The sequence below is a fragment of the Bacillus sp. FSL R5-0560 genome (genome assembly GCF_037966305.1).
GTDB lineage: Bacteria > Bacillota > Bacilli > Bacillales > Bacillaceae > Bacillus > Bacillus mojavensis.
The window spans coordinates 2,658,739-2,682,075 of sequence record NZ_CP150195.1 but is presented as its reverse complement, the minus strand read 5'-3'; the positions used below and the strand labels follow the sequence as shown (position 1 = coordinate 2,682,075).

The following is a 23,337-nucleotide window of genomic DNA, read 5'->3' as shown; positions in this document are numbered from 1 at the left end:
CGTTATAGGAAGGAGATCCAGGGTGACAGCAATATATGTAAGGGTATCCGACCGAGGAACAAGCGATCAAGGGATCGAGCATCGACAGCCAAATCGAGGCATGCATAAAGAAAGCGGGGACTAAGGATGTGCTGAAGTATGCCGATGAAGGGTTTTCCGGGGAGCTTTTAGAACGTCGGGCTTTGAATCGCTTGAGAGAGGATGCAAGCGAAGGACTTATAAGTCAAGTCATCTGCTACGATCCTGATCGTCTTTACGGAAATGATCATTGAGCTTATCAGTGCTGACGAGTTGAGAGAGTGAGACAAGTGGTTAGCTGGAAGCATTTTCATGCCTCTATCGTATATTCTGTCTCCATTAGTTTCGAAAGTTTTAAAAGAAGCATTGAATGAGAGAAAGCCGGCATATTAGATCCGGCTTCTTCTGCATTATTTCCCCTTCGCTTTCTTCCGCTTTTCCTTCTCCGCCCGATAGAACTCATGAAACATCTTCATCAGCGCCCGTTTCTCAATCCTTGATACATAGCTGCGCGAAATACCAAGTTCTTTGGCAATTTCACGCTGCGTTTTTTCCTTCTTTAAATCAAGCCCAAACCGTCCGACAATTACTTCCTTTTCACGGTCATCTAAAATGTCAATGTATTGCTTCACTTTTTCAAGCTCCATATTGAGCTGGATTGTATCAATCACGTCTTCATTTTCTGATTTCAGGACATCGATCAGGCTTATTTCATTCCCTTCTTTATCCTGCCCGATCGGATCATGAAGGGACACGTCTTTTTTTGTTTTTTTCAATGCTCGCAAATGCATGAGGATTTCATTCTCAATACATCGCGCAGCATACGTCGCCAGTTTTGTCCCTTTTCCGGCGGAATAGCTTTCAATTCCTTTGATCAGCCCGATTGTTCCGATGGAGATTAAGTCCTCTGCGTCTTCACCTGTATTTTCAAACTTTTTTACAATATGGGCGACCAAGCGAAGATTATGCTCAATCAGCATGTTTCTGGCATGTTCATCCCCTTTAGCCATGAGCTCTAAGTATTTTTTTTCGTCGCTGCTTGAGAGCGGTTGTGGAAAGGCATTGTTTTTCACGTAAGATACTAAAAAGACAAGCTCTTTAACTACAAAACCGAGCGCTGCGAAAACACCTGTCACCATCGTCACCTCCACATGATTATGTAGGCAAAAGCCTATATGTCAATGTATGTGATCGGAAGGCTGTCTGTGTCTGTACCGGGAAATTTCTCAATGAGAGCTTAGGTTTTGTTTTTTAAAATAATCTTTACGCTGCCCCCATACATTTAAATGAACGTAACTGTATGGGGGGATGAGGATGAAAAGATGGATGGCAATGCTTCTTCTGGCGGCAGCAGCTTTTCTTTGTTTATTGGGAAAGGATATGACGGCTCCGCAACAGGTCAAGGGGGCTGCTTTATATGACAAAGTTTTATATTTTCCGTTGTCTCGTTATCCGGAAACCGGGGATCATATAAGAGATGCGATTGCCGAAGGACATTCTGATATATGTACAATTGATCGTGATGGAGCGGACAAAAGGCGGGAGGAATCATTAAAAGGAATTCCGACGAAGCCTGGCTACGATCGGGATGAATGGCCGATGGCAGTTTGTGAAGAAGGAGGCGCCGGAGCCGATGTCCGCTATGTAACGCCTTCTGATAATCGCGGCGCCGGTTCATGGGTAGGAAATCAAATGAGCGGTTATCCAGATGGCACCAAAGTGTTGTTTATTGTTCAGTAATAAAAGAAGAGGCTCAATTCTGAGCCTCTTTTGCTATGATCCTATGTTGCCGCTAGGCTGATTTTCCTGAGGAGGGTACGTTTCTGCTTCTCGCCAATACTGGCGTGGGCCTTCTTCACGTACAACGATCCCGATCTTTGCAAGTTCAAGACGAAAATCTTCAATGTCGACTGTTTCCTCTTTTTTCAGTGCTTTCTGACGAGCCTTCAATATAGCATGAGCGCTTGGAGAGAGATCGGGTGATTCAGGTACCCATCGTCGAAATTTATCTTTAAACGGGTCACCTTCTGCCGACCATATGTAATGGTGTTTTTTAAAGGCCTGCTCAATGATTTTAGGTTTTTCATCTATTTCTTCACGTGCCAGTTCATATCCGTCTGTTCCTAAGAGGACAAGCCGTTTATGATCAATAAATACCAGAGCAATGTCTTCCGAGTTGATCGTTTGAACATGCTTGCCTTTCATTAATTTCACGGAGTCATCTGTAATGTGTACAGTTAATAGCAATTTGATGATTGAATGAGCGAACCATATACCGGCAATCAGGCCAAGCAGCGCGGTGATAAACTTCACCGGTGATCCGTGAAAAGAGGCAACAAGCCGAAGAGGGCCTTCTAATGGAATCCACGGCAGGGATAATGCCCATTTCGCAAGCTGATGAAAGAAATAACCAATGAGAAGACCGATGATTGCAAGTGTAACGTATAATATACATTTCGCGGTTTTCTTAATTCCAATGATTGTTTGTGTTTGATCCTGCAAGTTGTCACCTTCTTAGCTAGAAATAAATTGAATCTCTCCCCATATTTTAACTTAAATAGAGAGGGAAACAAGGATGTTTCCACGATTTCTGCTGTAATACATGAAGGCGCCAAATGATTATCACACCCTCTTTCTGATAAAGATCATACAGAAACGATATGACACGGGAAAAGAAATCACTCTGGCTGATCACGGACCGCTTTTGTTTTTTTGTTTGAGAAAACAGGATGTATCACAATACAGTTCACAGGGAACATAAAGAGTAAGGGCTTTAGAGTTTAGACAACCAGGAGGAACTCACATGAAAATAGGATTGATCGGCTTAGGGAAAATGGGCATCAACATAGGAAAGCAATTGATCGACCGCAATCATCAAGCAATCGGTTATGACGTGAACCAAGCTGCTGTTGATGAACTGATATCTTATGGGGCTGAGGGGACAACGAGTATAAAAGAGTTGATTTCTTCATTAGACATGCCACGAATACTATGGGTTATGGTGCCCCATGGTGTGGTCGATACTGTTTTGGGTGATGTGACACCTTTATTAAGCACAGGTGATATTATCATCGAAGCCGGAAATTCTCATTATAAAGAATCGATTCGCCGCTATAATCATATGAAAGAAGCGGGTATCTATTATCTCGATGCGGGGACGTCGGGCGGAATGGAAGGTGCACGGCACGGAGCCTGTTTTATGGTGGGGGGAGACCCGGAAGCATGGGAAATTGCCGAGCCGCTATTTCGGGATACTGCTGTTGAAAATGGATATTTATATGCCGGAGAAGCGGGCACCGGGCACTTTTTGAAAATGATTCATAATGGCATTGAGTACGGAATGATGGCTGCTATTGGCGAAGGATTTGAAGTGCTGGAAAAAAGCCCGTTTGAGTTTGACTACGAGAAAGTTGCAAGGGTATGGAATCATGGATCTGTCATAAGGTCGTGGCTTATGGGGCTGACTGAGCGAGCTTTTTCTAAAGACGCGAAGCTGGAACAGATCAAAGGCGTCATGCATTCCTCAGGGGAAGGGAAATGGACAGTGGAAACGGCACTAGATTTGCAGACAGCCACCCCGGTGATCGCGATGTCGCTCTTGATGAGATACCGTTCGTTAACAGACGATACGTTTACAGGAAAGGTCGTTGCTGCGCTCCGTAATGAATTTGGAGGACATGCAACAGAAAAAAAGTAAGGGGGCAAAGCGGGCCGCCCTTATTTTTTTGACACTTTCACAAGATGAGGAAACTTTTTATATATGATCAGCATCAGGATCAGAACGTAGGCCCCGTAAATACTGAAGGATAGTAATTTGTTGCTGGAGAAATTGGCGCCGGCAATGGTAACAACTAAAATATTTGGGATTTTTCCTATTAAAGAGGCGACGAAAAAAACATGCCACCGAACACTGCTTAGTCCGCATACAACATTCATGACAAGAGAAGGAATAACAGGGATAAGTCTTCCCAATAAAACAGCGGTAAACGCATTTTTATCGAAGGAAGCCTCGTATCCTTTTATAGCAGGGTAAGCTTTTATTTTTTTCCTAGCCCAATCACGAAAGCTGTACCTCGCGAGAAAAAATAGCAATATTGTACCGAGCATTGAACCGGCCAGTGTAATCCAAACGCCATTTGCAATTCCGAACACAGCGCCATTTAAAGCTGCAATAATTGCAAACGGCACAATCGGGAAAAAGACGTCGGCTGCAATCAGAAGCATACTACATAAAACGGAGATCAAGCCGCCTGCTTTTATAGCATCAAGCCAAGCTTCTTTCTGATAAAACCCGACTGCAATAACGGCGATGATCAAGATTATACCTAAAGTCTTTTTTAACATATCAATTATCCACTCCCAACACTTGTGGTGATGTCAGGAGGCAGAATCTCCGGCATCTACGTTAGTATAACTTGTACCATTTCGGAGGTTCAACTGTCATACGAGTGGGGGGAAATACAATTCTTTTTTAGCTAGTAAAATAGGCTGTCCATTTCACTCGTTGCTGCATTCTTTAATAGTAGGGAGGGATAGAAATGGTAGCGATAAAAAAGGATTTTATACCAAAATCAAACGATAACCGTCCCGGCTATGCGATGACACCTGCCTACATTACGGTGCACAATACAGCAAATACCGCCAAAGGTGCCGATGCAAAAATGCACGCTGATTATGTAAAAAACCCAAGTACATCTGTCAGCTGGCATTTTACAGTAGACGATTCAGACATCTATCAGCATCTGCCTCTTACTGAAAACGGGTGGCATGCTGGCGACGGCACCGATGGAACAGGGAATCGCAAATCAATCGGGATTGAAATCTGTGAAAATGCAGACGGCGATTTTGACAAAGCAGTAACTAATGCGCAGTGGCTGATCAAAAAATTGATGAAGGATCACAATATTTCGCTGGATCGTGTTGTTCCCCACAAAAAATGGTCCGGAAAAGAATGTCCCCGCAAACTCTTAAATCAATGGAGTGCATTCAAAAACGGAATTTCTTCCTCTGATACGCCATCTAAAGAATCACCCAAATCTTATCCTCTGCCTTCAGGAGTAATAAAACTTACTGCGCCTTATAGAAAAGGCACAAAAGTTCTTCAGCTGCAAAAGGCTTTAGCAGCACTTCATTTTTACCCCGATAAAGGTGCGAAGAATAACGGTATTGACGGCATTTATGGACCGAAAACAGCAAATGCCGTGAAACGTTTTCAGCTGATGAATGGATTAAAAGCTGATGGTATCTACGGACCGAAAACAAAGGCCAAGCTTAAAGCGAAATTAAAATAAATGCAGAGGTAATCAGTAGCCTGTTTCCTCTGGCGGAAGCAGGTTATTGCAATCAACTCTCTGAAGTGTTTTTTCGCAGGAAAAGACGGGAACTGAAATAGATATATCACCCCTTAATGGAAACAGAATGATTTTAGTCGAGAGGGACACGTTAACAATAGAGAGAACGCTATAACGAAAAAACTCTGCGTTGAATGAAACAGAGCAGAGGTATAACATAAAGGTGAAGCTTTTGGGGGTGTAAAGATGAAGTATATGTTCATCCTTTTCCTAGTGCTGTTCGTTACAGCAGGATGCGGAAGGGGATACGAAGACGTGGTAGCATTTGGTGACAGCAATACACGCGGCTCTAATTGGGATTATCGTGACTATCCAAAAGCGCAGCAGTGGGTCAATATATTAAAAACGGCTGAACGCGGGAATCTTGATATCCTCAATGCAGGAATTGGAGGACAAACGACAGAAGATGCCCGTTTACGGTTTCAAACAGATGTACTCGATCAAAAACCTAAGCATCTTTTTATTATGTTTGGCACTAATGACGCCGCGATTCTGGCTGAAGGAAAGCCGAGAGTGTCAAAGCTGCGTTTCAGAGAGAATCTGGTTTACTTTATAAAAGAAAGCAGAAAACACGGCATCAAGCCTGTTTTAATGACGTGTATTCCTATTATTGAAGGAAACGGAAAGCATCACCTCTTTTACTATTCCAGGTATAAAGCGGCTGCTTTTGAATCAAAAGGCGGGGCGAGAAAGTGGCATAACTCATACAATGATATTACAAGAGATGTCGCGAAACATATGAATGTGCCTCTCGTAGACAACTGGAAGCACTTTATAGAAGCAGACGGTGGAGAAGCTACTGATGAAGCGCTTATCCAATCCGGCTTGATAGATCCTTCAGGCAATCATATGACACCAAAAGGGGCAAGGGTTGTTTATGAAGGGATACAAGATGGGCAGGTCCTGAAGCGCTGATCCGGACAAAGGCCTAAGCCGTTTTATTTCTCCTACATAGGCTGTTATAGAAACATTTTTAAGGAGGCGCGCTTCACATGTACAGCGGGTATTTATACACGTATCCATTCGGCGGCTGGCCATATGGAGCAAGCAGATCATACGGATACGCTTTTATCGTTGTTTTGATTGTTGTTCTCCTGATTGTGGGCGGAGTGTATTGGTTCACATAAAATCCAGCCCTGAAAACACCTCTTTTTAGGGGTGTTTTTTGCTGAAAACAGTAGTAAAGCGCGTAACTGAAGTGATATAATATCAGTCATCTGAGTAAAAAAAGGAAATACGCCCGGAAAATATAGACAAATTCCTATTAAGAAGATACGGAAATAATATGTCCGAGCGATCTTCTTTTTATTTCGTTTTCGATTAACTCGATAAAGTCGCGGTTTAAATTCATTTCGGTGGCTTTGAAATAGGATTCTATTAATAGTTCATCAGACAATTTTCTCATGCTAGGAACCCAATTAATGGGAGAGACACCTCCTTCATAGTTGGAATCATTCATGACTTTGTGACATACATTTATAGGTTGCGTTCATCTGAAGCTGAAGATTATCTTTAATCTACCATGAATTGCATATAAGAACAATCGTTCTGTTATCCACACCAAAAAGTGGATAACTTGTGAGTATCATGTTTATAATTTGTCTAAAGAGTGATGTAATAAGAGTGGATAGTGTGTGTAAATTTATCCACACCTGGTGAAGAAACCCAATTTTTGTCGAAATTTTTTTGCTCAGTTTTTCTTTAAGCGCAAGTTCGATTTTTTTCGACATTAATTTTAAGAGAAAGAAAAGGGAAGGGTGCGGGTTTTGTTAAAAAAGTTTTTTTTACCTGACGAGTTTGTAAAAAATATTTTTCATATTACACCTGAAAAATTAAAAGAACGAAATGTAAAAGGAATTATCACTGATCTGGACAATACGCTTGTTGAATGGGACAGACCAAACGCGACGCCGCGATTGATCGAGTGGTTTGAAGAAATGAAAGAGCACGGCATTAAAGTGACGATTGTCTCTAATAATAATGAGCGAAGAGTAAAACTTTTCTCGGAACCGCTCGGTATACCATTCATCTATAAAGCAAGAAAACCGATGGGCAAAGCCTTTAATAGAGCAGTGCGCAATATGGAGCTGAAAAAAGAGGACTGTGTTGTCATCGGAGATCAGCTGCTGACTGATGTACTCGGCGGGAACCGTAACGGCTACCATACGATCCTGGTCGTGCCTGTCGCTTCCTCAGACGGCTTTATTACGCGTTTTAACCGCCAGGTCGAACGCAGAATACTGAGTGCTCTCAAACGAAAAGGGCACATTCAGTGGGAGGAATAAGAATGGAAAAGGTTGTTTGTATCGGCTGCGGAGTTTCAATCCAAACCGAGGACAAAAACGGTCTGGGATACGCGCCGCCGGCTTCGCTTTCTAAAGAAAGTGTGATTTGCCAGCGCTGCTTCAGACTGAAAAACTACAATGAAATACAAGACGTTTCCTTAACGGATGATGACTTTTTAAACATCCTTCATGGAATTGGAGAAACCGATTCTCTCGTCGTTAAAATTGTTGATATATTCGATTTTAACGGCAGCTGGATTAATGGATTGCAGCGCTTAGTCGGAGGAAATCCTATATTATTAGTCGGAAACAAGGCGGATATTCTGCCTAAATCGCTCAAAAGAGAACGGCTGATCCAGTGGATGAAGCGCGAAGCGAAAGAGCTTGGCTTAAAACCGATTGACGTATTTTTGGTCAGTGCGGGACGCGGCCAGGGGATCAGAGAAGTCATTGATGCGATTGAACATTACCGTAACGGCAAGGATGTTTACGTTGTCGGCTGTACCAATGTAGGGAAATCAACGTTCATTAACCGGATTATCAAAGAAGTGTCCGGTGAAGACAACATCATCACAACATCGCAATTCCCGGGCACAACTCTTGATGCGATTGAAATTCCGTTAGATGACGGCTCAGCGCTTTATGATACACCTGGAATTATCAATCACCATCAAATGGCGCACTATGTAAACAAAAAGGATTTAAAAGTGCTTTCGCCCAAAAAGGAACTGAAGCCGCGCACATTTCAGCTAAACGATCAGCAAACGCTGTATTTCGGCGGACTGGCAAGGTTTGATTATGTTTCAGGTGAAAGAGCTGCCTTTGTCTGCTATATGCCGAATGAATTAATGATTCACAGAACGAAACTGGAAAATGCTGACGCGCTTTATGAAAAGCACGCAGGAGAATTGCTCACACCGCCGGAAAAAGATGATATGGATGAGTTTCCAGAACTGGTTGCCCATACGTTTACGATGAAAGAGCAAAAGACAGATATCGTTTTTTCTGGGTTAGGCTGGGTAACGGTGCATGACGCGGATAAAAAGATAACGGCTTATGCGCCAAAAGGCGTTCACGTATTTGTTCGGCGCTCATTAATTTAACAAAAAGGGGAGAGGGGTATGAAGAAGCTGTACGGGGTTATCGGAAATCCGATTGCGCATTCCATGTCGCCGGATATCCATAACGCGGCTTTGAAGGATCTTGGCTTGGACGGACACTACCATGCATTTAAGGTGGAAGAGGATAGTCTTGAAGATGCGGTAAAAGGAATAAGAGCTCTTGGCCTACAAGGCATCAATGTGACTGTTCCGCACAAGGTTTCCATCATGGATCATCTCGATCATATTGATGAGAGCGCAAAAGTGCTTGGTGCCGTTAACACTGTCAGAAGAGAAGGAGACAAACTTGTCGGATATAATACAGACGGAGAAGGCTTTGTGAAATCTTTAATGAGAATTTTGGACAAACCAATCTCCGAGCTGTCTTTCTTAATGATCGGCGCGGGCGGGGCAGCGAGAGCGATTTTTACGACGATCGTCCGCGACAATCCGGAAAAGTTTGATATTTGCAATCGAACGATAGAAAAAGCCAAACAGCTCACAGAATCTGCTCCCTCGTTCCGCAATGTAGAAGTGTTAAGCATAAAAGAAGCAGAAGAACGGCTTGAGCAGTATGATGTAATTATCCATACAACATCTGTAGGCATGTATCCAAACGTGGAAGATATTCCGCTTTCGCTGCAGCGTGCTGCAAGCAGTGCGGTTGTTTGCGATATCGTGTATAATCCGATTCAGACTTCACTATTAAAAGAAGCAAAGCAAAAAGGTCTGAAAACACTGGATGGAGTCGGCATGTTTGTTGAGCAGGCGGCATTGTCTTTCCGCTTGTGGACGGGACATGAACCTGATGTTGAAAAAATGAGATCTATTGTAGTAGGGAAATTAGGAGGAAAATAATGCTAACAGGAAAACAAAAACGTTTCTTGCGTTCAAAAGCGCACCATTTAAGCCCGATTTTTCAAGTAGGAAAGGGCGGAGTCAATGACAACATGATTAAACAAATTTCTGAAGCGCTTGAAGCGAGAGAGCTGATTAAAATCAGCGTTCTTCAAAACTGTGAAGACGATAAAAACGATGTTGCGGAAGCTCTTGTAAAAGGAAGCCACGCAGAGTTGGTTCAGACGATCGGCAATACGATTGTTTTATATAAGGAATCAAAGGAAAATAAACAAATCGAGCTTCCTTAAGGTGGTTGAAATGAAGAAAATCGGAATTTTCGGAGGCACGTTTGATCCTCCGCATAACGGTCACCTTTTAATGGCGAATGAGGTGCTGTATCAGGCGGAGCTCGACGAAATTTGGTTTATGCCCAATCAAATTCCTCCCCATAAACAGGATGAAGACTATACAGACAGCACTCATCGGGTGGAAATGCTGAAGCTTGCTATTCAGTCTAATCCATCCTTTAAGCTGCAGCTGGCTGAAATGGAAAGAGAAGGCCCGTCATATACCTTTGATACCGTTTCTCTACTAAAGAAGCGATATCCGAATGATCAGCTATTCTTTATCATCGGTGCTGACATGATTGAATACCTGCCGAAATGGTATAAGCTGGATGAGCTGCTGAACCTTATTCAATTTATCGGAGTAAAGCGCCCCGGTTTTCATGTTGAAACCCCTTATCCGCTTCTCTTTGCAGACGTTCCGGAGTTTGAGGTATCATCGACTATGATAAGGGAACGGTTTAAAAGCAAGAAGCCCACTGACTACTTAATCCCTGATAAAGTGAAGAAGTATGTAGAGGAGAATGGTTTATATGAATCGTGAGGAGGCACTTGCCTGCGTCAAGCAGCAATTGACCGAGCATCGATATATCCATACAATTGGCGTAATGAACACGGCGATTGAACTTGCGGAGCGCTTTGGCGCCGACTCCAAAAAAGCGGAAACGGCGGCTATCTTTCATGATTACGCCAAATTCCGTCCAAAAGAAGAAATGAAACAAATTATTGCCAGAGAAAAAATGCCCGCGCATCTGTTAGATCACAACCCGGAGCTGTGGCATGCTCCGGTCGGCGCTTACCTAGTCCAGAGGGAAGCGGGAATTCATGACGAAAATGTTCTTGACGCGATCAGATACCATACCTCTGGGCGTCCGGGCATGACGCTTTTGGAAAAAGTCATTTACGTTGCCGATTATATTGAACCAGGCCGTAAATTTCCCGGTGTCGATGAGGTGCGCGAATTAGCAGAAACAGATTTGAATCGTGCGTTGATTCAGTCGATCAAAAATACAATGATTTTTCTAATGAAAAAAAATCAACAGGTTTTCCCAGATACATGTTTAACTTATAACTGGCTTGTGTCTGGCAAATGAACAGGAGGAATATGTGAATGAATCAAAAGTCCATTTTAAAGATTGCAGCTGCGGCTTGCGACGATAAGCGGGCAGAGGATATTTTAGCACTGGATATGGAAGGAATTTCTCTGGTTGCTGATTATTTTCTGATCTGCCACGGTAATTCAGACAAACAAGTTCAGGCCATTGCGCGTGAAATCAAGGACCAGGCAGAAGAAAACGGCATTGAAGTCAAAAAGATGGAAGGCTTCGATGAGGCAAGATGGGTATTAGTTGACCTTGGGGATGTGATTGCCCATGTGTTTCACAAGGACGAAAGAAGCTATTACAACCTAGAAAAACTGTGGGGAGATGCTCCGCTCGCAGACCTGGAACTTGGAATGAACCAATGATTTACCAAGGCTTTGCAAGCGTGTATGACGAGTTAATGTCTCACGCACCTTACGACAAATGGACAGAGTGGATTGAAGCATCTCTGCCGGAAAAAGGCCGTATTCTCGATTTGGCATGCGGCACCGGAGAAATTTCAATCCGGCTTGCCGAAAAAGGCTTTGAAGTCACTGGGATTGATCTCAGTGAGGAAATGCTCTCATACGCCCAGCAAAAAGTACCAGCTAAACAGCCGATTCTTTTCCTTCAGCAGGATATGAGAGAGATTACCGGCTTTGAAGGCCAGTTTGATGCGGTTGCGATCTGCTGTGACTCCTTGAATTATTTAAAAACGAAAAATGACGTGATGAATACCTTTAAAAGTGTATTTCAGGTGCTGAAGCCGGACGGCATATTGCTGTTTGATGTTCATTCACCGTATAAAATAACCGAGGTTTTTCCTGGCAGCACGTTTGCTGATCAAGACGAAGATATCAGCTATATTTGGCAAAGCTTTGCCGGTAGTGAAGAGCTTTCCGCCATTCATGATATGACGTTTTTTGTTTGGAACGGAGAGGCGTACGACCGCTTCGACGAGACACATGAGCAAAGAACGTTCCGAGTGGATGAATACGAAGAAATGCTGGCAGGCTGCGGTTTTCAGTTTCATAAGGTCACCGCTGATTTTACCGATTCAGCCCCGTCACCACACTCTGAACGCCTGTTCTTTAAAGCACAGAAATCAAAAACCATCGTTTACTAAGACGATGGTTTTTAAAATGCTTTTTTACCATTTTGCATACAACAAAAGACTATGGCATATTCGTTTACACATGAAACTGCTTCTTCACCGCGGAAATATCCTCTTCATACTTCAAATGCGTATTTTGAAACACCCGATGAAACATATCCTGTACACCGCTTTCGAGGGCTTTTATGCCTTCTCCTGTCACACCGCCTTTTACGCAAACCTTTTCCTGTAATGCAGGAAGAGTATACAATTCGGTTTCTAACAGTTTTCCCAGCCCGACAAGCATCTCTTTACACATGTGAATAGCGTCCTGTTTAGACACTGACGTTTCCGTAACGGCTGCATCTATAAACCGCTGTACCAGATAGCTCATAAAAGCGGGTCCGCAGCTTACGATATCTGACGCTACTCTTGTGATGTCACTTTCAATTTGCAGCGGATTCGAAATGTGCTTCATCAGCTCGTTTATTTTTGTTTTTGCTACCTCCCCGCAGCTTTTGCCAAAGGTGACGAGAGAAACGCCAGCAAGCGCCCGGTTTGTAATACTCGGGATTACTCGTGCCACCTGACATGGCACATACTGTTCCAGCTGATCAGTCTGAAGCGGGCTTGTAATTGAAATGAGAATGTGATTCTTTCTTAGATAAGGAACTGCCCTTGACAATAATGGATATATATCAAGCGGCTTTACACAGATGAAAATCATCTCATTTTCTGCAACAAGATTTTCAAGGCTCTCTGTTACGTTTAAGCTGTTGTAGCGGTTTTTTATCTTCAACGCTTTTTCAATTGTGCGGTTTGTGATTGTGATGTTTGAGGGATCGGCTGCTTGTGATTCAATAAATGATTCTATAAGGATCGTACCCATATTTCCAGTGCCGATAAAGCCAATCTTCAATGATTTCCCCTCCTTTGAGCTATTATCCTCTAAACCATATGTGATAAAGAAACAAAATATGACGAAAGCGGGGCGCATGCCAGTTGAATTGGTTGAATCAACATAAAATGATCATCATGTCAGCGGCCTTTGCTGCTGTTCTCATTGCGGTTCTTTGCCTCTTTTTTTTCATCGGGCATAACAAAGAGCCTGTAAAACAAGTGATATCTAGTGAAAAGGATAATGCTGAGGTCAAGCAGGAAGTGACAAAAGACAAAGCGGAAGAAAATATTGTAATTGACATAAAAGGTGCTGTTAAGCATCCCGGCGTTTATGAAATGCATGCAGGGGACAGAGTGTCACAGGCTATTGAGAAAGCAGGCGGCATCGGCGAAAAAGCAGATGAAACGCAGGTGAATTTGGCGGAACTTTTGCAGGACGGTACAGTGGTGTATATACCGAGTGAGGGAGAAGAGGAGCCGCAGCAAGCAGCCGGAGGCGCTGTACAAAGCAGTACGGGGAAAGAGGCCTTGGTCAATATCAATACAGCAACATTAGAGGATTTACAAAACATTTCAGGAGTAGGGCCTTCAAAAGCCGAAGCGATTATTGCATATCGGGAAGAGAACGGGCGTTTTCAGGCAATTGAAGATATCACAAAGGTTTCGGGAATTGGCGAAAAATCATTTGAAAAAATTAAGTCTTCCATTACAGTAAAGTGAATTGACGGTCATGTATGATGATAGGTAAACTAAAGAACAGGCAACACAACATTTGGAGGGAACAACGTGGAACGAATTTCATGGAATCAATATTTTATGGCGCAAAGCCATTTACTGGCACTGCGCAGCACCTGCCCGAGATTGTCTGTCGGCGCTACCATTGTCAGAGATAAACGTATGATTGCAGGAGGATATAACGGATCAATCGCAGGCGGCGTACATTGCGCGGACGAAGGATGCTTAATGATAGACGATCATTGCGCGAGAACGATTCACGCGGAAATGAATGCGATTCTTCAATGCTCTAAATTTGGAGTGCCGACAGATGGAGCGGAGATATATGTTACGCACTATCCGTGTATTCAGTGCTGTAAGTCTATCATTCAAGCCGGTATCAAAACAGTATATTACGCTGAGGATTATAAAACACATCCGTATGCCCAGGAGCTATTTGAGCAGTCTGGCGTTACGGTTGAACAGGTTGAACTTGATGAGATGATCGTTGATCTGAAAAACAGAGAAAAGCTTTCATTTGTAGCGGGGCTTTTAGAAAAATTAGCGGATGCCGGTCTCGCAGAGGAAGATTTGAAGAAAATACATGAACAGGCTAATAAACTTTTTACGAGTTATGTGTGATTGATGCGACATTCGCGTCTATTATTGCCTTTGGCGGCAGCTTCAGCAACGGCTGGAATTGCTGCCGCCTCTTATTTCTCCGCTGTCTTTCTCTTCTTCCTCTTTCTTCTTATTGTGTCAGTCAAAACAAGACACGCTCCACTCATTTTTGTATGTTTATTCTCTTTTGTGCTCAATTTTGCCCTGTTTAAGATTACAGATTTTCAAAATACTTCTTCGTACAAGCAGGGCAGCTATCACTTCAAGGCGGTCGTTCATAGTATTCCTAAAATTGACGGAGATCGGATGTCTTTGCTGATCAAGACGCCTGATGGCGAAAAATGGGCTGCCTCTTATCGGATTCAGTCTTTAGCTGAGAAAGACAAACTGTTACATCTAGAGCCGGGTATGGCATGCGAATTGACTGGTACTTTGGAGAAGCCCAAACAAGCAACAGTGCCGGGAACATTTGATTATCACCAGTATCTTTACCGGCAGCATATTCATTGGAGCTACTCTGTCACATCTATTAGAAATTGCAGTCAGTCTTCAGGTGTCCGGTATAAGCTTCTCAGTTTGAGAAAATACATCGTATCATTCACGAACACCAAGCTTCCGTCAGATTCAGCAGGAATCGTACAGGCGCTTACAGTAGGTGAGAGGTCTTATTTGGATGACGATGTGCTTAACGCTTACCAAAATCTAGGTGTTGTCCATCTATTAGCCATCTCAGGCCTCCATGTCGGAATTTTGACAGCTGGCCTATTTTACGCAATGATCCGTCTGGGTATAACAAGAGAAAATGCGTCAATCCTACTCCTTTTGTTTCTGCCGATCTATGTTATTTTGACAGGCGCAGCGCCTTCTGTTCTCCGAGCCGCTCTGATGTCGGGCATTTACTTAGCGGGAAGCCTTTTTCAGCAGCGAGTGAATTCTGCAGGGGTAATCTGTCTTTCGTATATCCTCCTCTTGCTTTTTAATCCCTACTACCTTTTTGAAGCTGGATTTCAGCTTTCATTTGCGGTCAGTTTTTCTTTAATTCTCTCATCATCTATTTTTCAGCATAGCAAAACGGGTCTGGGACAGCTGACGATGGTATCTGTTATTGCCCAGCTAGGCTCACTACCCATTCTTCTGTATCATTTTCAGCAGTTTTCTATTATGAGCATTCCGATGAATATGGTGTTGGTGCCTTTTTATACATTCTGTATTTTACCGGCTGCTGTTATAGGAGTGATTCTATTATTTTTTTCAGCATCCGTCGGTCAATTTCTGTTCTATTGGTTTGATGTAATGATGACCTGGACCAACAGACTGATCACTAAAATCGCAGATATAGAAATATTCACAATCATCATCTCACGTCCTGCACCCGCTCTTCTTCTCTTATTCACGCTCACTGTCATCATATTGCTTATGAGTATCGAGAAACGCTCATATCTCCGGCTGACCGTATCCGCAGGCCTTTTTTGTGCAACGCTTACCCTGCTCTTTATTTTCCCTTATGTTAGTTCCGATGGAGAAGTAGATATGATTGATATCGGACAAGGTGACAGTATGTTTGTCAGTGCACCCTATCAGAAAGGCCGTGTTTTAATTGATACAGGAGGCACTTTGTCTTATTCGTCAGAGCCTTGGCGGGAAAAACAGCATCCTTTTTCACTGGGGGAAAAGGTGCTGATCCCTTTTTTAACGGCAAAGGGCATCAAGCAGCTTGATGCGCTGATACTGACGCACGCAGATCAAGATCATATCGGAGAGGCAGAGGTTTTGCTAAAGCATCATAAAGTAAAGCGTCTCGTCATTCCGAAAGGGTTTGTTTCTGAACCTCATGATGAGAAAGTGCTGCGGACTGCCAGACAGGAGGGTGTGGCAATTGAAGAGGTGAAACGGGGTGATGTATTGCAAATAAAGGACTTGCAGTTTCATGTGCTGTCACCGGAAACGCCTGATCCGGCAAGTAAAAATAATTCTTCTCTCGTTCTATGGATGAAAACAGGCAGTATCAGCTGGCTCCTGACGGGTGATCTGGAAAAAGAGGGGGAACAGGAGATTATTAGTGTCTTCCCAAATATAAGAGCGGATGTGTTAAAGGTGGGGCATCATGGAAGCAAGGGCTCTACCGGTGAAGAGTTCATCAAACAGCTTCAGCCGAAAACGGCGATCATCTCAGCGGGAGAAAACAATAGGTACCATCATCCGCATCAAGAAGTTCTTCAATTGTTAAAGAGCCGATCCATCCGTGTGCTGCGCACTGATCAAAGCGGCACGATCCAATACACGTACAAAAACGGATCAGGAACCTTTTCTGTCTATCCTCCATATGATACATCAGATATGACAAAGGAGAATTAAAAAAGACTGCCGAGAAATCAGCAGCCCGGGCAGTCGTGTTATGAACCAACCAGGTGAATAACCGTTGCCATGACAAACAATAAGGCGAAAAATCCGAAGGACACAACAAAACCAACCGCTGAATCTACAGCATCATTTCGTTTGCTTTGAACGTTTTTTTCAAAATCATTCAATTTCATCCCCCCTGACTGATTTAAGTATAATGGAATCGATTTGAAAAATCTAGAAGCTAAGGTAACGTTTTCTGTTCTGGTAATTATCGCCTTTTTACAAGCTGTCCCGGGGGCTTGCGAACAGGCGTTTAATATAAATGGGGAAGCCGCTGTCAGGCTTCCTCTTTACTATTTTGCAAACTCAATTTAGGATAGAAGAGGATGATGAAAGAGAGGAAGTCGTACAACAATGGTATTTGATGTGTGGAAAAGCCTGAAAAAAGGTGATGTCCATCCGGTTTATTGTTTATACGGAAAAGAGACGTATCTGCTCCAAGAAACCGTCAGCAGGATCAGACAGACGGTGATTGATCAAGAGACGAAAGATTTCAACCTGTCTGTTTTTGATTTGGAGGAAGACCCGCTGGATCAGGCGATTGCCGACGCTGAAACGTTCCCGTTTATGGGGGAGCGGCGCCTTGTCATTGTGAAAAATCCATATTTTTTAACGGGTGAAAAAAAGAAAGAAAAAGTTGAGCACAACATCAGCGCGCTTGAATCGTATATACAATCACCGGCGCCATACACGGTCTTTGTTCTGCTTGCGCCTTATGAAAAACTGGATGAGCGGAAAAAACTGACCAAAGCGCTAAAAAAACAGGCGTTCATGATGGAGGCAAAGGAATTAAACGCGAAGGAAACGACAGACTTTACGATCAATCTGGCGAGAACCGAGCAGAAAACAATCAGCACCGAGGCGGCAGAGCATTTGGTTTTGCTTGTAAACGGGCATCTGTCATCTCTTTTTCAGGAGATTCAGAAACTCTGCACGTTTATTGGAGACCGTGAAGAAATCACGCTGGATGATGTAAAGACGCTTGTGGCGAGAAGTCTGGAACAAAATATCTTTGAACTGATTAATAAAATCGTCAACCGAAAACGGACTGAGAGTCTGCAAATTTTTTATGATTTGCTCAAACAAAATGAAGAGCCGATTAAAATTATGGCTCTCATATCGAACCAGTTCCGGCTGATCCTGCAGACGAAATATTTCGCGGAACAAGGGTACGGCCAAAAACAGATTGCTTCTAACTTAAAGGTGCATCCATTCCGGGTAAAGCTGGCGATGGATCAAGCGAGGCTTTTTTCAGAAGCTGAGCTCCGGTCTATTATTGAACAGCTTGCCGTGATGGACTATGAGATGAAAACCGGGAAAAAGGACAAGCAGCTTTTACTAGAGCTTTTTCTCTTGCAGCTGTTAAAAAGAAATGAAAAAAACGATCCTCAATGATGAGGATCGTTTTTGTTTTATGCAGAAAGTCCGTTCACTTTTTTCGCTAGTCTTGATTTGTATCGAGCTGCGGCATTTTTGTGTACAAGACCTGTTTTCACTGCTTTATCAATACGTTTAGCTGCTTCAGTAAGAGCAGTTTTCGCTTTGTCAGCTTCGTTGTTTGCAACAGAAGCTTCAACTTGTTTGATTGCAGTACGCATAGCAGATTTGATTGTCGCGTTATGAGCGCGGCGTTCGTTATTAGTTTTTGTACGTTTAATCGCTGATTTAATGTTTGGCATGTGTTTCACCTCCTAAGATACAACCTGTAGCACAGTGTCTTAAGGTTAAATCTTCTTCACAATAGAACAAATTGTATTCTATCAAACACACCTTTAGATTGCAATATAAATGTAAAGTATTTTTCATTGAAGGAATGCTTTTAAGCATGATTCATTTTATAAATGGAAACAATATGGATAGTGAATATTCGAAGGAGGCCCTGTATGAAAAAGAGTGAGCTGGATGTAAATCAGTATTTGATACGTACGGATTTAGCGGTTGAAACGAAGGAAGCCATGGCTAATCGTCAGGCTGTGCCTGCAAAAGAGATAAAAGGTTTTATTGAAAAAGAACGCGATCATGGCGGAATAAAAATCCGCACTGTTGATATCACGAAGGAAGGCGCAGAGCTTTCCGGAAAAAAAGAAGGACGTTATTTAACGATTGAGGCCCAGGGGATCAGAGAAAATGATTCGGAAATGCAAGAGAAAGTTTCTGCTGTATTTGCGGAAGAATTCTCAGCCTTTCTGGAAAGCCTTAAGATCTCAAAGGATGCGAGCTGTTTAATTGTCGGCCTCGGCAACTGGAACGTGACACCTGATGCGCTCGGTCCGATGGCTGTAGAAAATCTATTAGTGACAAGACATTTATTTAAACTCCAGCCTGAAAATGTGCAGGAGGGCTACAGGCCTGTCAGCGCATTTGCTCCTGGTGTCATGGGAATTACAGGCATCGAAACAAGCGATATTATTAAAGGGGTCATCGAGCAGTCGAAACCCGATTTCGTGATTGCCATTGATGCACTTGCGGCGCGGGCGGTAGAAAGGGTCAACACAACCATTCAAATATCAGATACAGGAATACACCCGGGATCAGGCGTCGGAAATAAACGTAAAGACTTGAGCAAGGACACCCTAGGCGTACCTGTCATTGCAATTGGTGTACCGACGGTCGTTGACGCGGTAACAATTGCCAGCGACACGGTTGACTACATATTAAAGCATTTTGGCAGAGAAATGAGAGATAACAGTCCGTCGAGATCGCTTGTTCCGGCGGGGATGACGTTTGGGAAAAAGAAAGTGCTTACTGAAGAGGACCTTCCCGACCCAAAACAGCGTCAATCGTTTCTCGGCATAGTGGGGACTCTTGAAGACAACGAAAAGCGGCAGCTCATTCATGAGGTGCTGGCACCTCTGGGCCATAATTTGATGGTCACGCCGAAGGAAGTCGATTCATTTATTGACGATATGGCAAATGTGCTGGCAAACGGATTAAATACAGCGCTTCATGAAAAGGTGTCTCAGGAAAACAAAGGCTCCTATAATCACTAAACGGTTCTACTTCCTCTAGCTTGTTCATAGAGTAATTACTAGACAAGCGCTGGAGGGATTCAATGAGAAATAAACGCAGAAACAGACAAATTGTTGTTGCGGTGAATGGCGGGAAAGCGATAAAGGCGATCTTTCTATTTATCGCAAGCCTATTAGTGATTTTTGTTTTATCCGGTGTGCTGACGTCTCTCCGGCCGGAACTCAGGCCATCGTCTGACTCTTTTTACGGGATTGCCGACGAACTGCCGGGTGACGTATTTGCACACTTGCTGCGGATGGAAAACCATTATTTCGCTTCTGACCTTTCTCAAACCGACAGCTCATTTCATCTATCACGTCTTTCTTTAAAGCTGGCGACAAGTATTAATCTCGAGGATCCGCGAAGTTTTCTTGGACGTGAGCTGCCTGGGTTTGCGCAATTTGACACAGAGATCCTTTTAGCGGGACAAGGCACCGATTATACAAACATGCCGTCGGAATCCCCGCCGCCTTCAAAGGTGATGCAGGAAGAAAGAGAAGCGAATTTGGCAGAGATTGAAAAACAGCAGACGCAAACAGACAATACGCAAAAAGACCCGCCAAAACAAACAACCGGCGACAAGAAGGTTGTCTTTATCTATCACACGCATAATACGGAATCTTATCTCCCGCTATTAAAAGGTGAGACCGATCCCGATATGGCGCGTCATTCTAAAGCAAACGTCACCCTCGTGGGAGACATGTTCGGGAAAGCGCTGGAATATCAAGGTATCGGAGCCACAGTTAATAAAACGGATATACAGGCAAAACTGAGCAAAAAAGGGTTGAATTATGCCAGATCCTACGATGAATCAAGGCCGGTCGTACAAGAAGCCCTTGCTTCAAACAAAAATCTGCAATACATCATTGACATCCATAGAGACTCCAGGCGCAAGAAAAATACGACGGCAACCATTAAAGGGAAAAGCTATGCCCGGGTGGCATTTGTGGTCGGCAAAAAAAGCAAGAATTTCGAAGAAAACTACAAAATTGCAAGCGAGCTTCACAAGCTGATGGAGAAAAAATACCCGGGACTCAGCACAGGGGTCTTTTCTAAAGGTTCACCAGGAGATAACGGCGTTTACAACCAAGACTTAAACGACAGAGCGCTTTTGCTTGAATTCGGCGGAGTGGATAACAATCTCGAAGAGCTGCAGCGGGCGGCTAACGCAACTGCTGACGTATTCAGCGAAATGTACTGGGATGCAGAAAAAGTTAACGCTGAAAGCGGCGAGACGAAAAAACAATAAGAAATAGGTGGTCGAGTTGATTGCATATCTTGGCAAATGCTTGCTTCTTGTGACGATGATGTTTATAGGCGTCCTGTTCGGCATGCAGCAGGCAAATAACGGCATGCTGAGCATGAAAGGCTATCATGATCCTTCACTGAAAGGCGCGTTTACGCTCACAGACGGAGAAAATAATGAAAAAGAAGCGACCGTTTTAGGGGAAACAGTAACCTCGAAAGATTTAGAAGAGAAACAAAAAGAGCTTGAACAGGTGGAAACGTTTAACCTTTTCTCTAAAGCAGGAAAAACGCTATCTGACACAGTGACCAACTCAGCTCAATCGATGTATGAATGGATACGGGATATGAGAAAATAAGTGCTTGAAAGAGAAAAGCAGCCCCAGTATGAGAGGGAACTTTTCTCTTTCTTGTTTTACATTGAATCTTTACAATCCTATTGATATAATCTAAGCTAGTGTATTTTGCGTTTAATAGTAGGAGTGATAGATTGTGACAGATAAAGAAAAGCGTTTAGAGAGGCAGTCGAGAATTCGGAATTTCTCCATCATCGCCCATATTGACCACGGAAAATCGACCTTAGCGGATCGTATTTTAGAAAAAACGTCGGCAATCACTCAACGAGAAATGAAAGAACAATTGCTTGATTCTATGGATCTTGAACGCGAACGGGGCATTACCATTAAATTAAACTCTGTTCAGCTTAAATACAAAGCAAAAGACGGTGAGGAATATATTTTCCACCTGATTGACACACCGGGACACGTCGATTTCACATATGAAGTATCCCGAAGCCTTGCTGCCTGCGAAGGAGCCATACTTGTCGTGGACGCGGCGCAAGGAATTGAAGCGCAGACGCTTGCGAACGTTTACCTGGCGCTTGATAATGACCTTGAAATTCTTCCAGTCATTAATAAAATCGATCTGCCAAGCGCAGAGCCGGAACGTGTTCGCCAAGAGGTGGAGGACGTCATCGGCCTTGACGCATCGGAAGCCGTGCTCGCTTCAGCAAAAGCCGGGATCGGGATTGAGGAGATTTTAGAGCAGATCGTGGAAAAGGTGCCTGCTCCGACCGGAGATCCAGAGGCGCCGCTTAAAGCGCTGATTTTTGACTCGCTTTATGACGCTTACCGCGGTGTCGTGGCTTATATCAGAGTCGTTGAAGGAACGGTAAAGCCGGGGCAAAAAATCAAAATGATGGCAACCGGCAAAGAGTTTGAAGTGACAGAAGTCGGTGTGTTCACGCCGAAAGCAACTCCGACAGATGAACTGACGGTCGGCGATGTAGGCTTTTTAACTGCTGCGATCAAAAATGTCGGTGACACACGCGTCGGTGACACGATCACAAGCGCGGCCAATCAAGCTGCCGAAGCGTTGCCTGGATATCGCAAGCTGAACCCGATGGTATACTGCGGCTTATATCCGATCGATACGGCCAAATACAACGATTTAAGGGAAGCTCTTGAAAAGCTTGAGCTGAATGACTCATCGCTTCAATATGAAGCAGAGACATCCCAAGCGCTCGGATTCGGTTTCCGCTGCGGATTTTTAGGTATGCTTCACATGGAAATCATTCAGGAGCGGATTGAGCGGGAGTTTAAAATCGACCTGATTACTACAGCGCCGAGTGTTATATATGATGTGTATATGACAGACGGGGAAAAGGTTGTTGTCGACAACCCGTCCAACATGCCTGACCCACAAAAGATCGAAAGGATCGAGGAGCCGTATGTTAAAGCGACAATGATGGTGCCGAACGATTATGTCGGTGCGGTGATGGAGCTTTGCCAAGGGAAACGCGGCAATTTTATCGACATGCAATATTTAGATGCAAATCGCGTCAGCATTGTCTATGACATGCCGTTAGCGGAAATCGTCTATGAGTTTTTTGATCAGCTGAAATCAAGCACAAAAGGCTACGCTTCCTTTGATTACGAACTGATCGGCTACAAACCGTCTAAACTTGTCAAGATGGACATTATGTTGAACGGAGAAAAAATCGACGCCCTTTCATTTATCGTGCATCGCGATTACGCGTACGAACGCGGAAAAGTAATTGTAGAAAAACTGAAAGAGCTCATTCCGCGCCAGCACTTTGAAGTACCGATTCAAGCGGCGATCGGCCAGAAAATCGTGGCCCGCTCTACCATTAAAGCGATGCGTAAAAACGTATTGGCGAAATGTTACGGCGGAGACATCTCGCGGAAACGGAAGCTTCTTGAAAAACAAAAAGAAGGAAAACGCCGAATGAAGCAGGTCGGCTCAGTTGAAGTGCCGCAAGAAGCATTTATGGCGGTCCTGAAAATGGACGACAATCCGAAAAAATAATAGA

29 protein-coding genes and 1 pseudogene are annotated in these 23,337 nt (G+C 43.6%); 23 read left to right on the top strand and 7 right to left on the bottom strand.

What is annotated here, in order from left to right; translation table 11 throughout:
• Positions 1–22: 22 nt before the first annotated feature.
• A pseudogene (locus tag NST56_RS14260) lies at positions 23–300 on the top strand (recombinase family protein); the annotation flags it as partial.
• Between the two features lie 128 nt (positions 301–428).
• On the opposite strand, the gene sigK reads toward NST56_RS14260, so the two are convergent.
• The gene (gene sigK, locus NST56_RS14255; protein ID WP_174754429.1) at positions 429–1,157 is read right to left on the bottom strand and encodes an RNA polymerase sporulation sigma factor SigK; all 729 of its coding nucleotides are present in this window, start codon (positions 1,155–1,157) and stop codon (positions 429–431) included.
• Positions 1,158–1,332: 175 nt separating this feature from the next.
• On the opposite strand from sigK, the gene NST56_RS14250 reads away from it, so the two are divergent.
• Positions 1,333–1,758, top strand: coding sequence for a NucA/NucB deoxyribonuclease domain-containing protein (locus NST56_RS14250; RefSeq protein ID WP_010335025.1), 426 nt, complete (start codon positions 1,333–1,335; stop codon positions 1,756–1,758).
• 33 nt (positions 1,759–1,791) lie between these two features.
• On the opposite strand, the gene NST56_RS14245 is transcribed toward NST56_RS14250, so the two are convergent.
• Positions 1,792–2,520 carry a DUF308 domain-containing protein gene (locus NST56_RS14245; RefSeq protein ID WP_339177299.1) on the bottom strand — a complete coding sequence of 243 codons (729 nt, stop codon included), beginning with the start codon at positions 2,518–2,520 and terminating at the stop codon, positions 1,792–1,794.
• A 301-nt stretch (positions 2,521–2,821) separates the two neighbouring features.
• Between NST56_RS14245 and gnd the strand changes: the two genes are divergently transcribed.
• On the top strand, positions 2,822–3,715 hold the full coding sequence (gene gnd / locus NST56_RS14240; RefSeq protein WP_339177295.1) for a phosphogluconate dehydrogenase (NAD(+)-dependent, decarboxylating): 894 nt from the start codon (positions 2,822–2,824) through the stop codon (positions 3,713–3,715).
• Between the two features lie 20 nt (positions 3,716–3,735).
• Here gnd and NST56_RS14235 read toward each other — a convergent pair whose 3' ends face one another.
• Positions 3,736–4,362, bottom strand: a complete 627-nt coding sequence (locus NST56_RS14235; RefSeq protein ID WP_229146777.1) for a TVP38/TMEM64 family protein — start codon at positions 4,360–4,362, stop codon at positions 3,736–3,738.
• A gap of 194 nt (positions 4,363–4,556) precedes the next feature.
• On the opposite strand from NST56_RS14235, the gene NST56_RS14230 reads away from it, so the two are divergent.
• The 3 genes from NST56_RS14230 (at position 4,557) to NST56_RS14220 (ending at position 6,496) form a co-directional block, all read left to right on the top strand.
• The gene (locus tag NST56_RS14230; protein WP_339177292.1) at positions 4,557–5,309 is read left to right on the top strand and encodes an N-acetylmuramoyl-L-alanine amidase; all 753 of its coding nucleotides are present in this window, start codon (positions 4,557–4,559) and stop codon (positions 5,307–5,309) included.
• A 246-nt stretch (positions 5,310–5,555) separates the two neighbouring features.
• Positions 5,556–6,284, top strand: coding sequence for an SGNH/GDSL hydrolase family protein (locus NST56_RS14225; protein WP_010335020.1), 729 nt, complete (start codon positions 5,556–5,558; stop codon positions 6,282–6,284).
• 77 nt (positions 6,285–6,361) lie between these two features.
• Entirely contained in the window at positions 6,362–6,496 is a 135-nt protein-coding gene (locus tag NST56_RS14220) for a hypothetical protein (RefSeq protein WP_268449338.1), read from the top strand.
• Positions 6,497–6,633: 137 nt separating this feature from the next.
• On the opposite strand, the gene NST56_RS14215 is transcribed toward NST56_RS14220, so the two are convergent.
• Positions 6,634–6,774, bottom strand: coding sequence for a sporulation histidine kinase inhibitor Sda (locus NST56_RS14215; protein WP_003226124.1), 141 nt, complete (start codon positions 6,772–6,774; stop codon positions 6,634–6,636).
• A 361-nt stretch (positions 6,775–7,135) separates the two neighbouring features.
• Here NST56_RS14215 and NST56_RS14210 point away from each other — a divergent pair, with 361 nt between their 5' ends.
• Genes NST56_RS14210 through NST56_RS14175 form a run of 8 tightly spaced genes read left to right on the top strand, consistent with a single transcriptional unit; the run spans position 7,136 to position 12,146 of the window.
• Positions 7,136–7,654 carry a YqeG family HAD IIIA-type phosphatase gene (locus NST56_RS14210; protein ID WP_003226126.1) on the top strand — a complete coding sequence of 173 codons (519 nt, stop codon included), beginning with the start codon at positions 7,136–7,138 and terminating at the stop codon, positions 7,652–7,654.
• A 2-nt stretch (positions 7,655–7,656) separates the two neighbouring features.
• Complete coding sequence (yqeH, locus tag NST56_RS14205) at positions 7,657–8,757, top strand: ribosome biogenesis GTPase YqeH (protein WP_339177289.1); 1,101 nt, start codon at positions 7,657–7,659, stop codon at positions 8,755–8,757.
• Positions 8,758–8,775: 18 nt separating this feature from the next.
• Positions 8,776–9,612 (top strand): shikimate dehydrogenase, encoded by an 837-nt coding sequence (aroE, locus tag NST56_RS14200; protein WP_339177286.1) that lies wholly within the window; start codon positions 8,776–8,778, stop codon positions 9,610–9,612.
• A complete protein-coding gene (gene yhbY, locus NST56_RS14195) occupies positions 9,612–9,902 on the top strand; it encodes a ribosome assembly RNA-binding protein YhbY (RefSeq protein ID WP_326195918.1) in 291 nt (96 codons plus the stop codon). Before aroE ends, yhbY begins: the two co-directional genes overlap by 1 nt.
• A 10-nt stretch (positions 9,903–9,912) precedes the next feature.
• The gene (locus NST56_RS14190; protein ID WP_339177278.1) at positions 9,913–10,482 is read left to right on the top strand and encodes a nicotinate-nucleotide adenylyltransferase; all 570 of its coding nucleotides are present in this window, start codon (positions 9,913–9,915) and stop codon (positions 10,480–10,482) included.
• Positions 10,472–11,032, top strand: a complete 561-nt coding sequence (gene yqeK / locus NST56_RS14185) for a bis(5'-nucleosyl)-tetraphosphatase (symmetrical) YqeK (protein WP_339177275.1) — start codon at positions 10,472–10,474, stop codon at positions 11,030–11,032. Before NST56_RS14190 ends, yqeK begins: the two co-directional genes overlap by 11 nt.
• 17 nt (positions 11,033–11,049) lie before the next feature.
• A complete protein-coding gene (gene rsfS / locus NST56_RS14180) occupies positions 11,050–11,406 on the top strand; it encodes a ribosome silencing factor (protein WP_010335011.1) in 357 nt (118 codons plus the stop codon).
• A complete protein-coding gene (locus tag NST56_RS14175) occupies positions 11,403–12,146 on the top strand; it encodes a class I SAM-dependent methyltransferase (protein WP_229146794.1) in 744 nt (247 codons plus the stop codon). The genes rsfS and NST56_RS14175 overlap by 4 nt, the downstream gene beginning before the upstream one ends.
• A gap of 64 nt (positions 12,147–12,210) precedes the next feature.
• Here NST56_RS14175 and comER read toward each other — a convergent pair whose 3' ends face one another.
• Positions 12,211–13,032: a late competence protein ComER gene (gene comER, locus NST56_RS14170; RefSeq protein ID WP_339177269.1), complete on the bottom strand. Its 822-nt coding sequence runs from the start codon at positions 13,030–13,032 to the stop codon at positions 12,211–12,213.
• Positions 13,033–13,115: 83 nt separating this feature from the next.
• On the opposite strand from comER, the gene NST56_RS14165 reads away from it, so the two are divergent.
• The 3 genes from NST56_RS14165 to NST56_RS14155 all read left to right on the top strand — a co-directional run bounded on the left by NST56_RS14165 (position 13,116) and on the right by NST56_RS14155 (position 16,703).
• Positions 13,116–13,733 carry a helix-hairpin-helix domain-containing protein gene (locus NST56_RS14165; RefSeq protein ID WP_326203057.1) on the top strand — a complete coding sequence of 206 codons (618 nt, stop codon included), beginning with the start codon at positions 13,116–13,118 and terminating at the stop codon, positions 13,731–13,733.
• A 66-nt stretch (positions 13,734–13,799) separates the two neighbouring features.
• Positions 13,800–14,369, top strand: a complete 570-nt coding sequence (locus NST56_RS14160) for a ComE operon protein 2 (protein ID WP_010335007.1) — start codon at positions 13,800–13,802, stop codon at positions 14,367–14,369.
• A 3-nt stretch (positions 14,370–14,372) separates the two neighbouring features.
• Positions 14,373–16,703 (top strand): DNA internalization-related competence protein ComEC/Rec2, encoded by a 2,331-nt coding sequence (locus tag NST56_RS14155; protein WP_339182235.1) that lies wholly within the window; start codon positions 14,373–14,375, stop codon positions 16,701–16,703.
• A gap of 38 nt (positions 16,704–16,741) precedes the next feature.
• Here NST56_RS14155 and NST56_RS14150 read toward each other — a convergent pair whose 3' ends face one another.
• Positions 16,742–16,876, bottom strand: coding sequence for a YqzM family protein (locus tag NST56_RS14150; protein ID WP_010335005.1), 135 nt, complete (start codon positions 16,874–16,876; stop codon positions 16,742–16,744).
• 40 nt (positions 16,877–16,916) lie between these two features.
• Here NST56_RS14150 and NST56_RS14145 point away from each other — a divergent pair, with 40 nt between their 5' ends.
• Positions 16,917–17,066, top strand: coding sequence for a hypothetical protein (locus tag NST56_RS14145; protein ID WP_003229985.1), 150 nt, complete (start codon positions 16,917–16,919; stop codon positions 17,064–17,066).
• A gap of 39 nt (positions 17,067–17,105) precedes the next feature.
• The gene (gene holA / locus NST56_RS14140) at positions 17,106–18,146 is read left to right on the top strand and encodes a DNA polymerase III subunit delta (RefSeq protein WP_010335004.1); all 1,041 of its coding nucleotides are present in this window, start codon (positions 17,106–17,108) and stop codon (positions 18,144–18,146) included.
• A 17-nt stretch (positions 18,147–18,163) separates the two neighbouring features.
• On the opposite strand, the gene rpsT is transcribed toward holA, so the two are convergent.
• Positions 18,164–18,430, bottom strand: coding sequence for a 30S ribosomal protein S20 (gene rpsT, locus NST56_RS14135; RefSeq protein WP_010335003.1), 267 nt, complete (start codon positions 18,428–18,430; stop codon positions 18,164–18,166).
• 204 nt (positions 18,431–18,634) lie between these two features.
• Between rpsT and gpr the strand changes: the two genes are divergently transcribed.
• The 4 genes from gpr (at position 18,635) to lepA (ending at position 23,333) form a co-directional block, all read left to right on the top strand.
• Positions 18,635–19,741, top strand: coding sequence for a GPR endopeptidase (gene gpr / locus NST56_RS14130; protein ID WP_010335002.1), 1,107 nt, complete (start codon positions 18,635–18,637; stop codon positions 19,739–19,741).
• 62 nt (positions 19,742–19,803) lie between these two features.
• Entirely contained in the window at positions 19,804–21,009 is a 1,206-nt protein-coding gene (gene spoIIP, locus NST56_RS14125) for a spore autolysin SpoIIP (protein WP_339177261.1), read from the top strand.
• A 16-nt stretch (positions 21,010–21,025) separates the two neighbouring features.
• Entirely contained in the window at positions 21,026–21,364 is a 339-nt protein-coding gene (locus tag NST56_RS14120) for a YqxA family protein (protein ID WP_029441371.1), read from the top strand.
• 133 nt (positions 21,365–21,497) lie between these two features.
• The gene (lepA, locus tag NST56_RS14115) at positions 21,498–23,333 is read left to right on the top strand and encodes a translation elongation factor 4 (RefSeq protein WP_010334999.1); all 1,836 of its coding nucleotides are present in this window, start codon (positions 21,498–21,500) and stop codon (positions 23,331–23,333) included.
• The last annotated feature ends 4 nt before the right edge of the window (positions 23,334–23,337 follow it).

Coding starts and splice junctions, on each gene's coding strand:
- NST56_RS14225 (WP_010335020.1), top strand. CDS start 5,556: ATGAAGTATATGTTCATCCTTTTCCTAGTGCTGTTCGTTACAGCAGGA.
- NST56_RS14175 (WP_229146794.1), top strand. CDS start 11,403: ATGATTTACCAAGGCTTTGCAAGCGTGTATGACGAGTTAATGTCTCAC.
- NST56_RS14250 (WP_010335025.1), top strand. CDS start 1,333: ATGAAAAGATGGATGGCAATGCTTCTTCTGGCGGCAGCAGCTTTTCTT.
- NST56_RS14155 (WP_339182235.1), top strand. CDS start 14,373: ATGCGACATTCGCGTCTATTATTGCCTTTGGCGGCAGCTTCAGCAACG.
- spoIIP (WP_339177261.1), top strand. CDS start 19,804: ATGAGAAATAAACGCAGAAACAGACAAATTGTTGTTGCGGTGAATGGC.
- NST56_RS14190 (WP_339177278.1), top strand. CDS start 9,913: ATGAAGAAAATCGGAATTTTCGGAGGCACGTTTGATCCTCCGCATAAC.
- holA (WP_010335004.1), top strand. CDS start 17,106: ATGGTATTTGATGTGTGGAAAAGCCTGAAAAAAGGTGATGTCCATCCG.
- rsfS (WP_010335011.1), top strand. CDS start 11,050: ATGAATCAAAAGTCCATTTTAAAGATTGCAGCTGCGGCTTGCGACGAT.
- NST56_RS14220 (WP_268449338.1), top strand. CDS start 6,362: ATGTACAGCGGGTATTTATACACGTATCCATTCGGCGGCTGGCCATAT.
- yhbY (WP_326195918.1), top strand. CDS start 9,612: ATGCTAACAGGAAAACAAAAACGTTTCTTGCGTTCAAAAGCGCACCAT.
- yqeH (WP_339177289.1), top strand. CDS start 7,657: ATGGAAAAGGTTGTTTGTATCGGCTGCGGAGTTTCAATCCAAACCGAG.
- NST56_RS14235 (WP_229146777.1), bottom strand. CDS start 4,362: ATGTTAAAAAAGACTTTAGGTATAATCTTGATCATCGCCGTTATTGCA.
- gnd (WP_339177295.1), top strand. CDS start 2,822: ATGAAAATAGGATTGATCGGCTTAGGGAAAATGGGCATCAACATAGGA.
- NST56_RS14230 (WP_339177292.1), top strand. CDS start 4,557: ATGGTAGCGATAAAAAAGGATTTTATACCAAAATCAAACGATAACCGT.
- NST56_RS14215 (WP_003226124.1), bottom strand. CDS start 6,774: ATGAGAAAATTGTCTGATGAACTATTAATAGAATCCTATTTCAAAGCC.
- sigK (WP_174754429.1), bottom strand. CDS start 1,157: ATGGTGACAGGTGTTTTCGCAGCGCTCGGTTTTGTAGTTAAAGAGCTT.
- gpr (WP_010335002.1), top strand. CDS start 18,635: ATGAAAAAGAGTGAGCTGGATGTAAATCAGTATTTGATACGTACGGAT.
- rpsT (WP_010335003.1), bottom strand. CDS start 18,430: ATGCCAAACATTAAATCAGCGATTAAACGTACAAAAACTAATAACGAA.
- yqeK (WP_339177275.1), top strand. CDS start 10,472: ATGAATCGTGAGGAGGCACTTGCCTGCGTCAAGCAGCAATTGACCGAG.
- aroE (WP_339177286.1), top strand. CDS start 8,776: ATGAAGAAGCTGTACGGGGTTATCGGAAATCCGATTGCGCATTCCATG.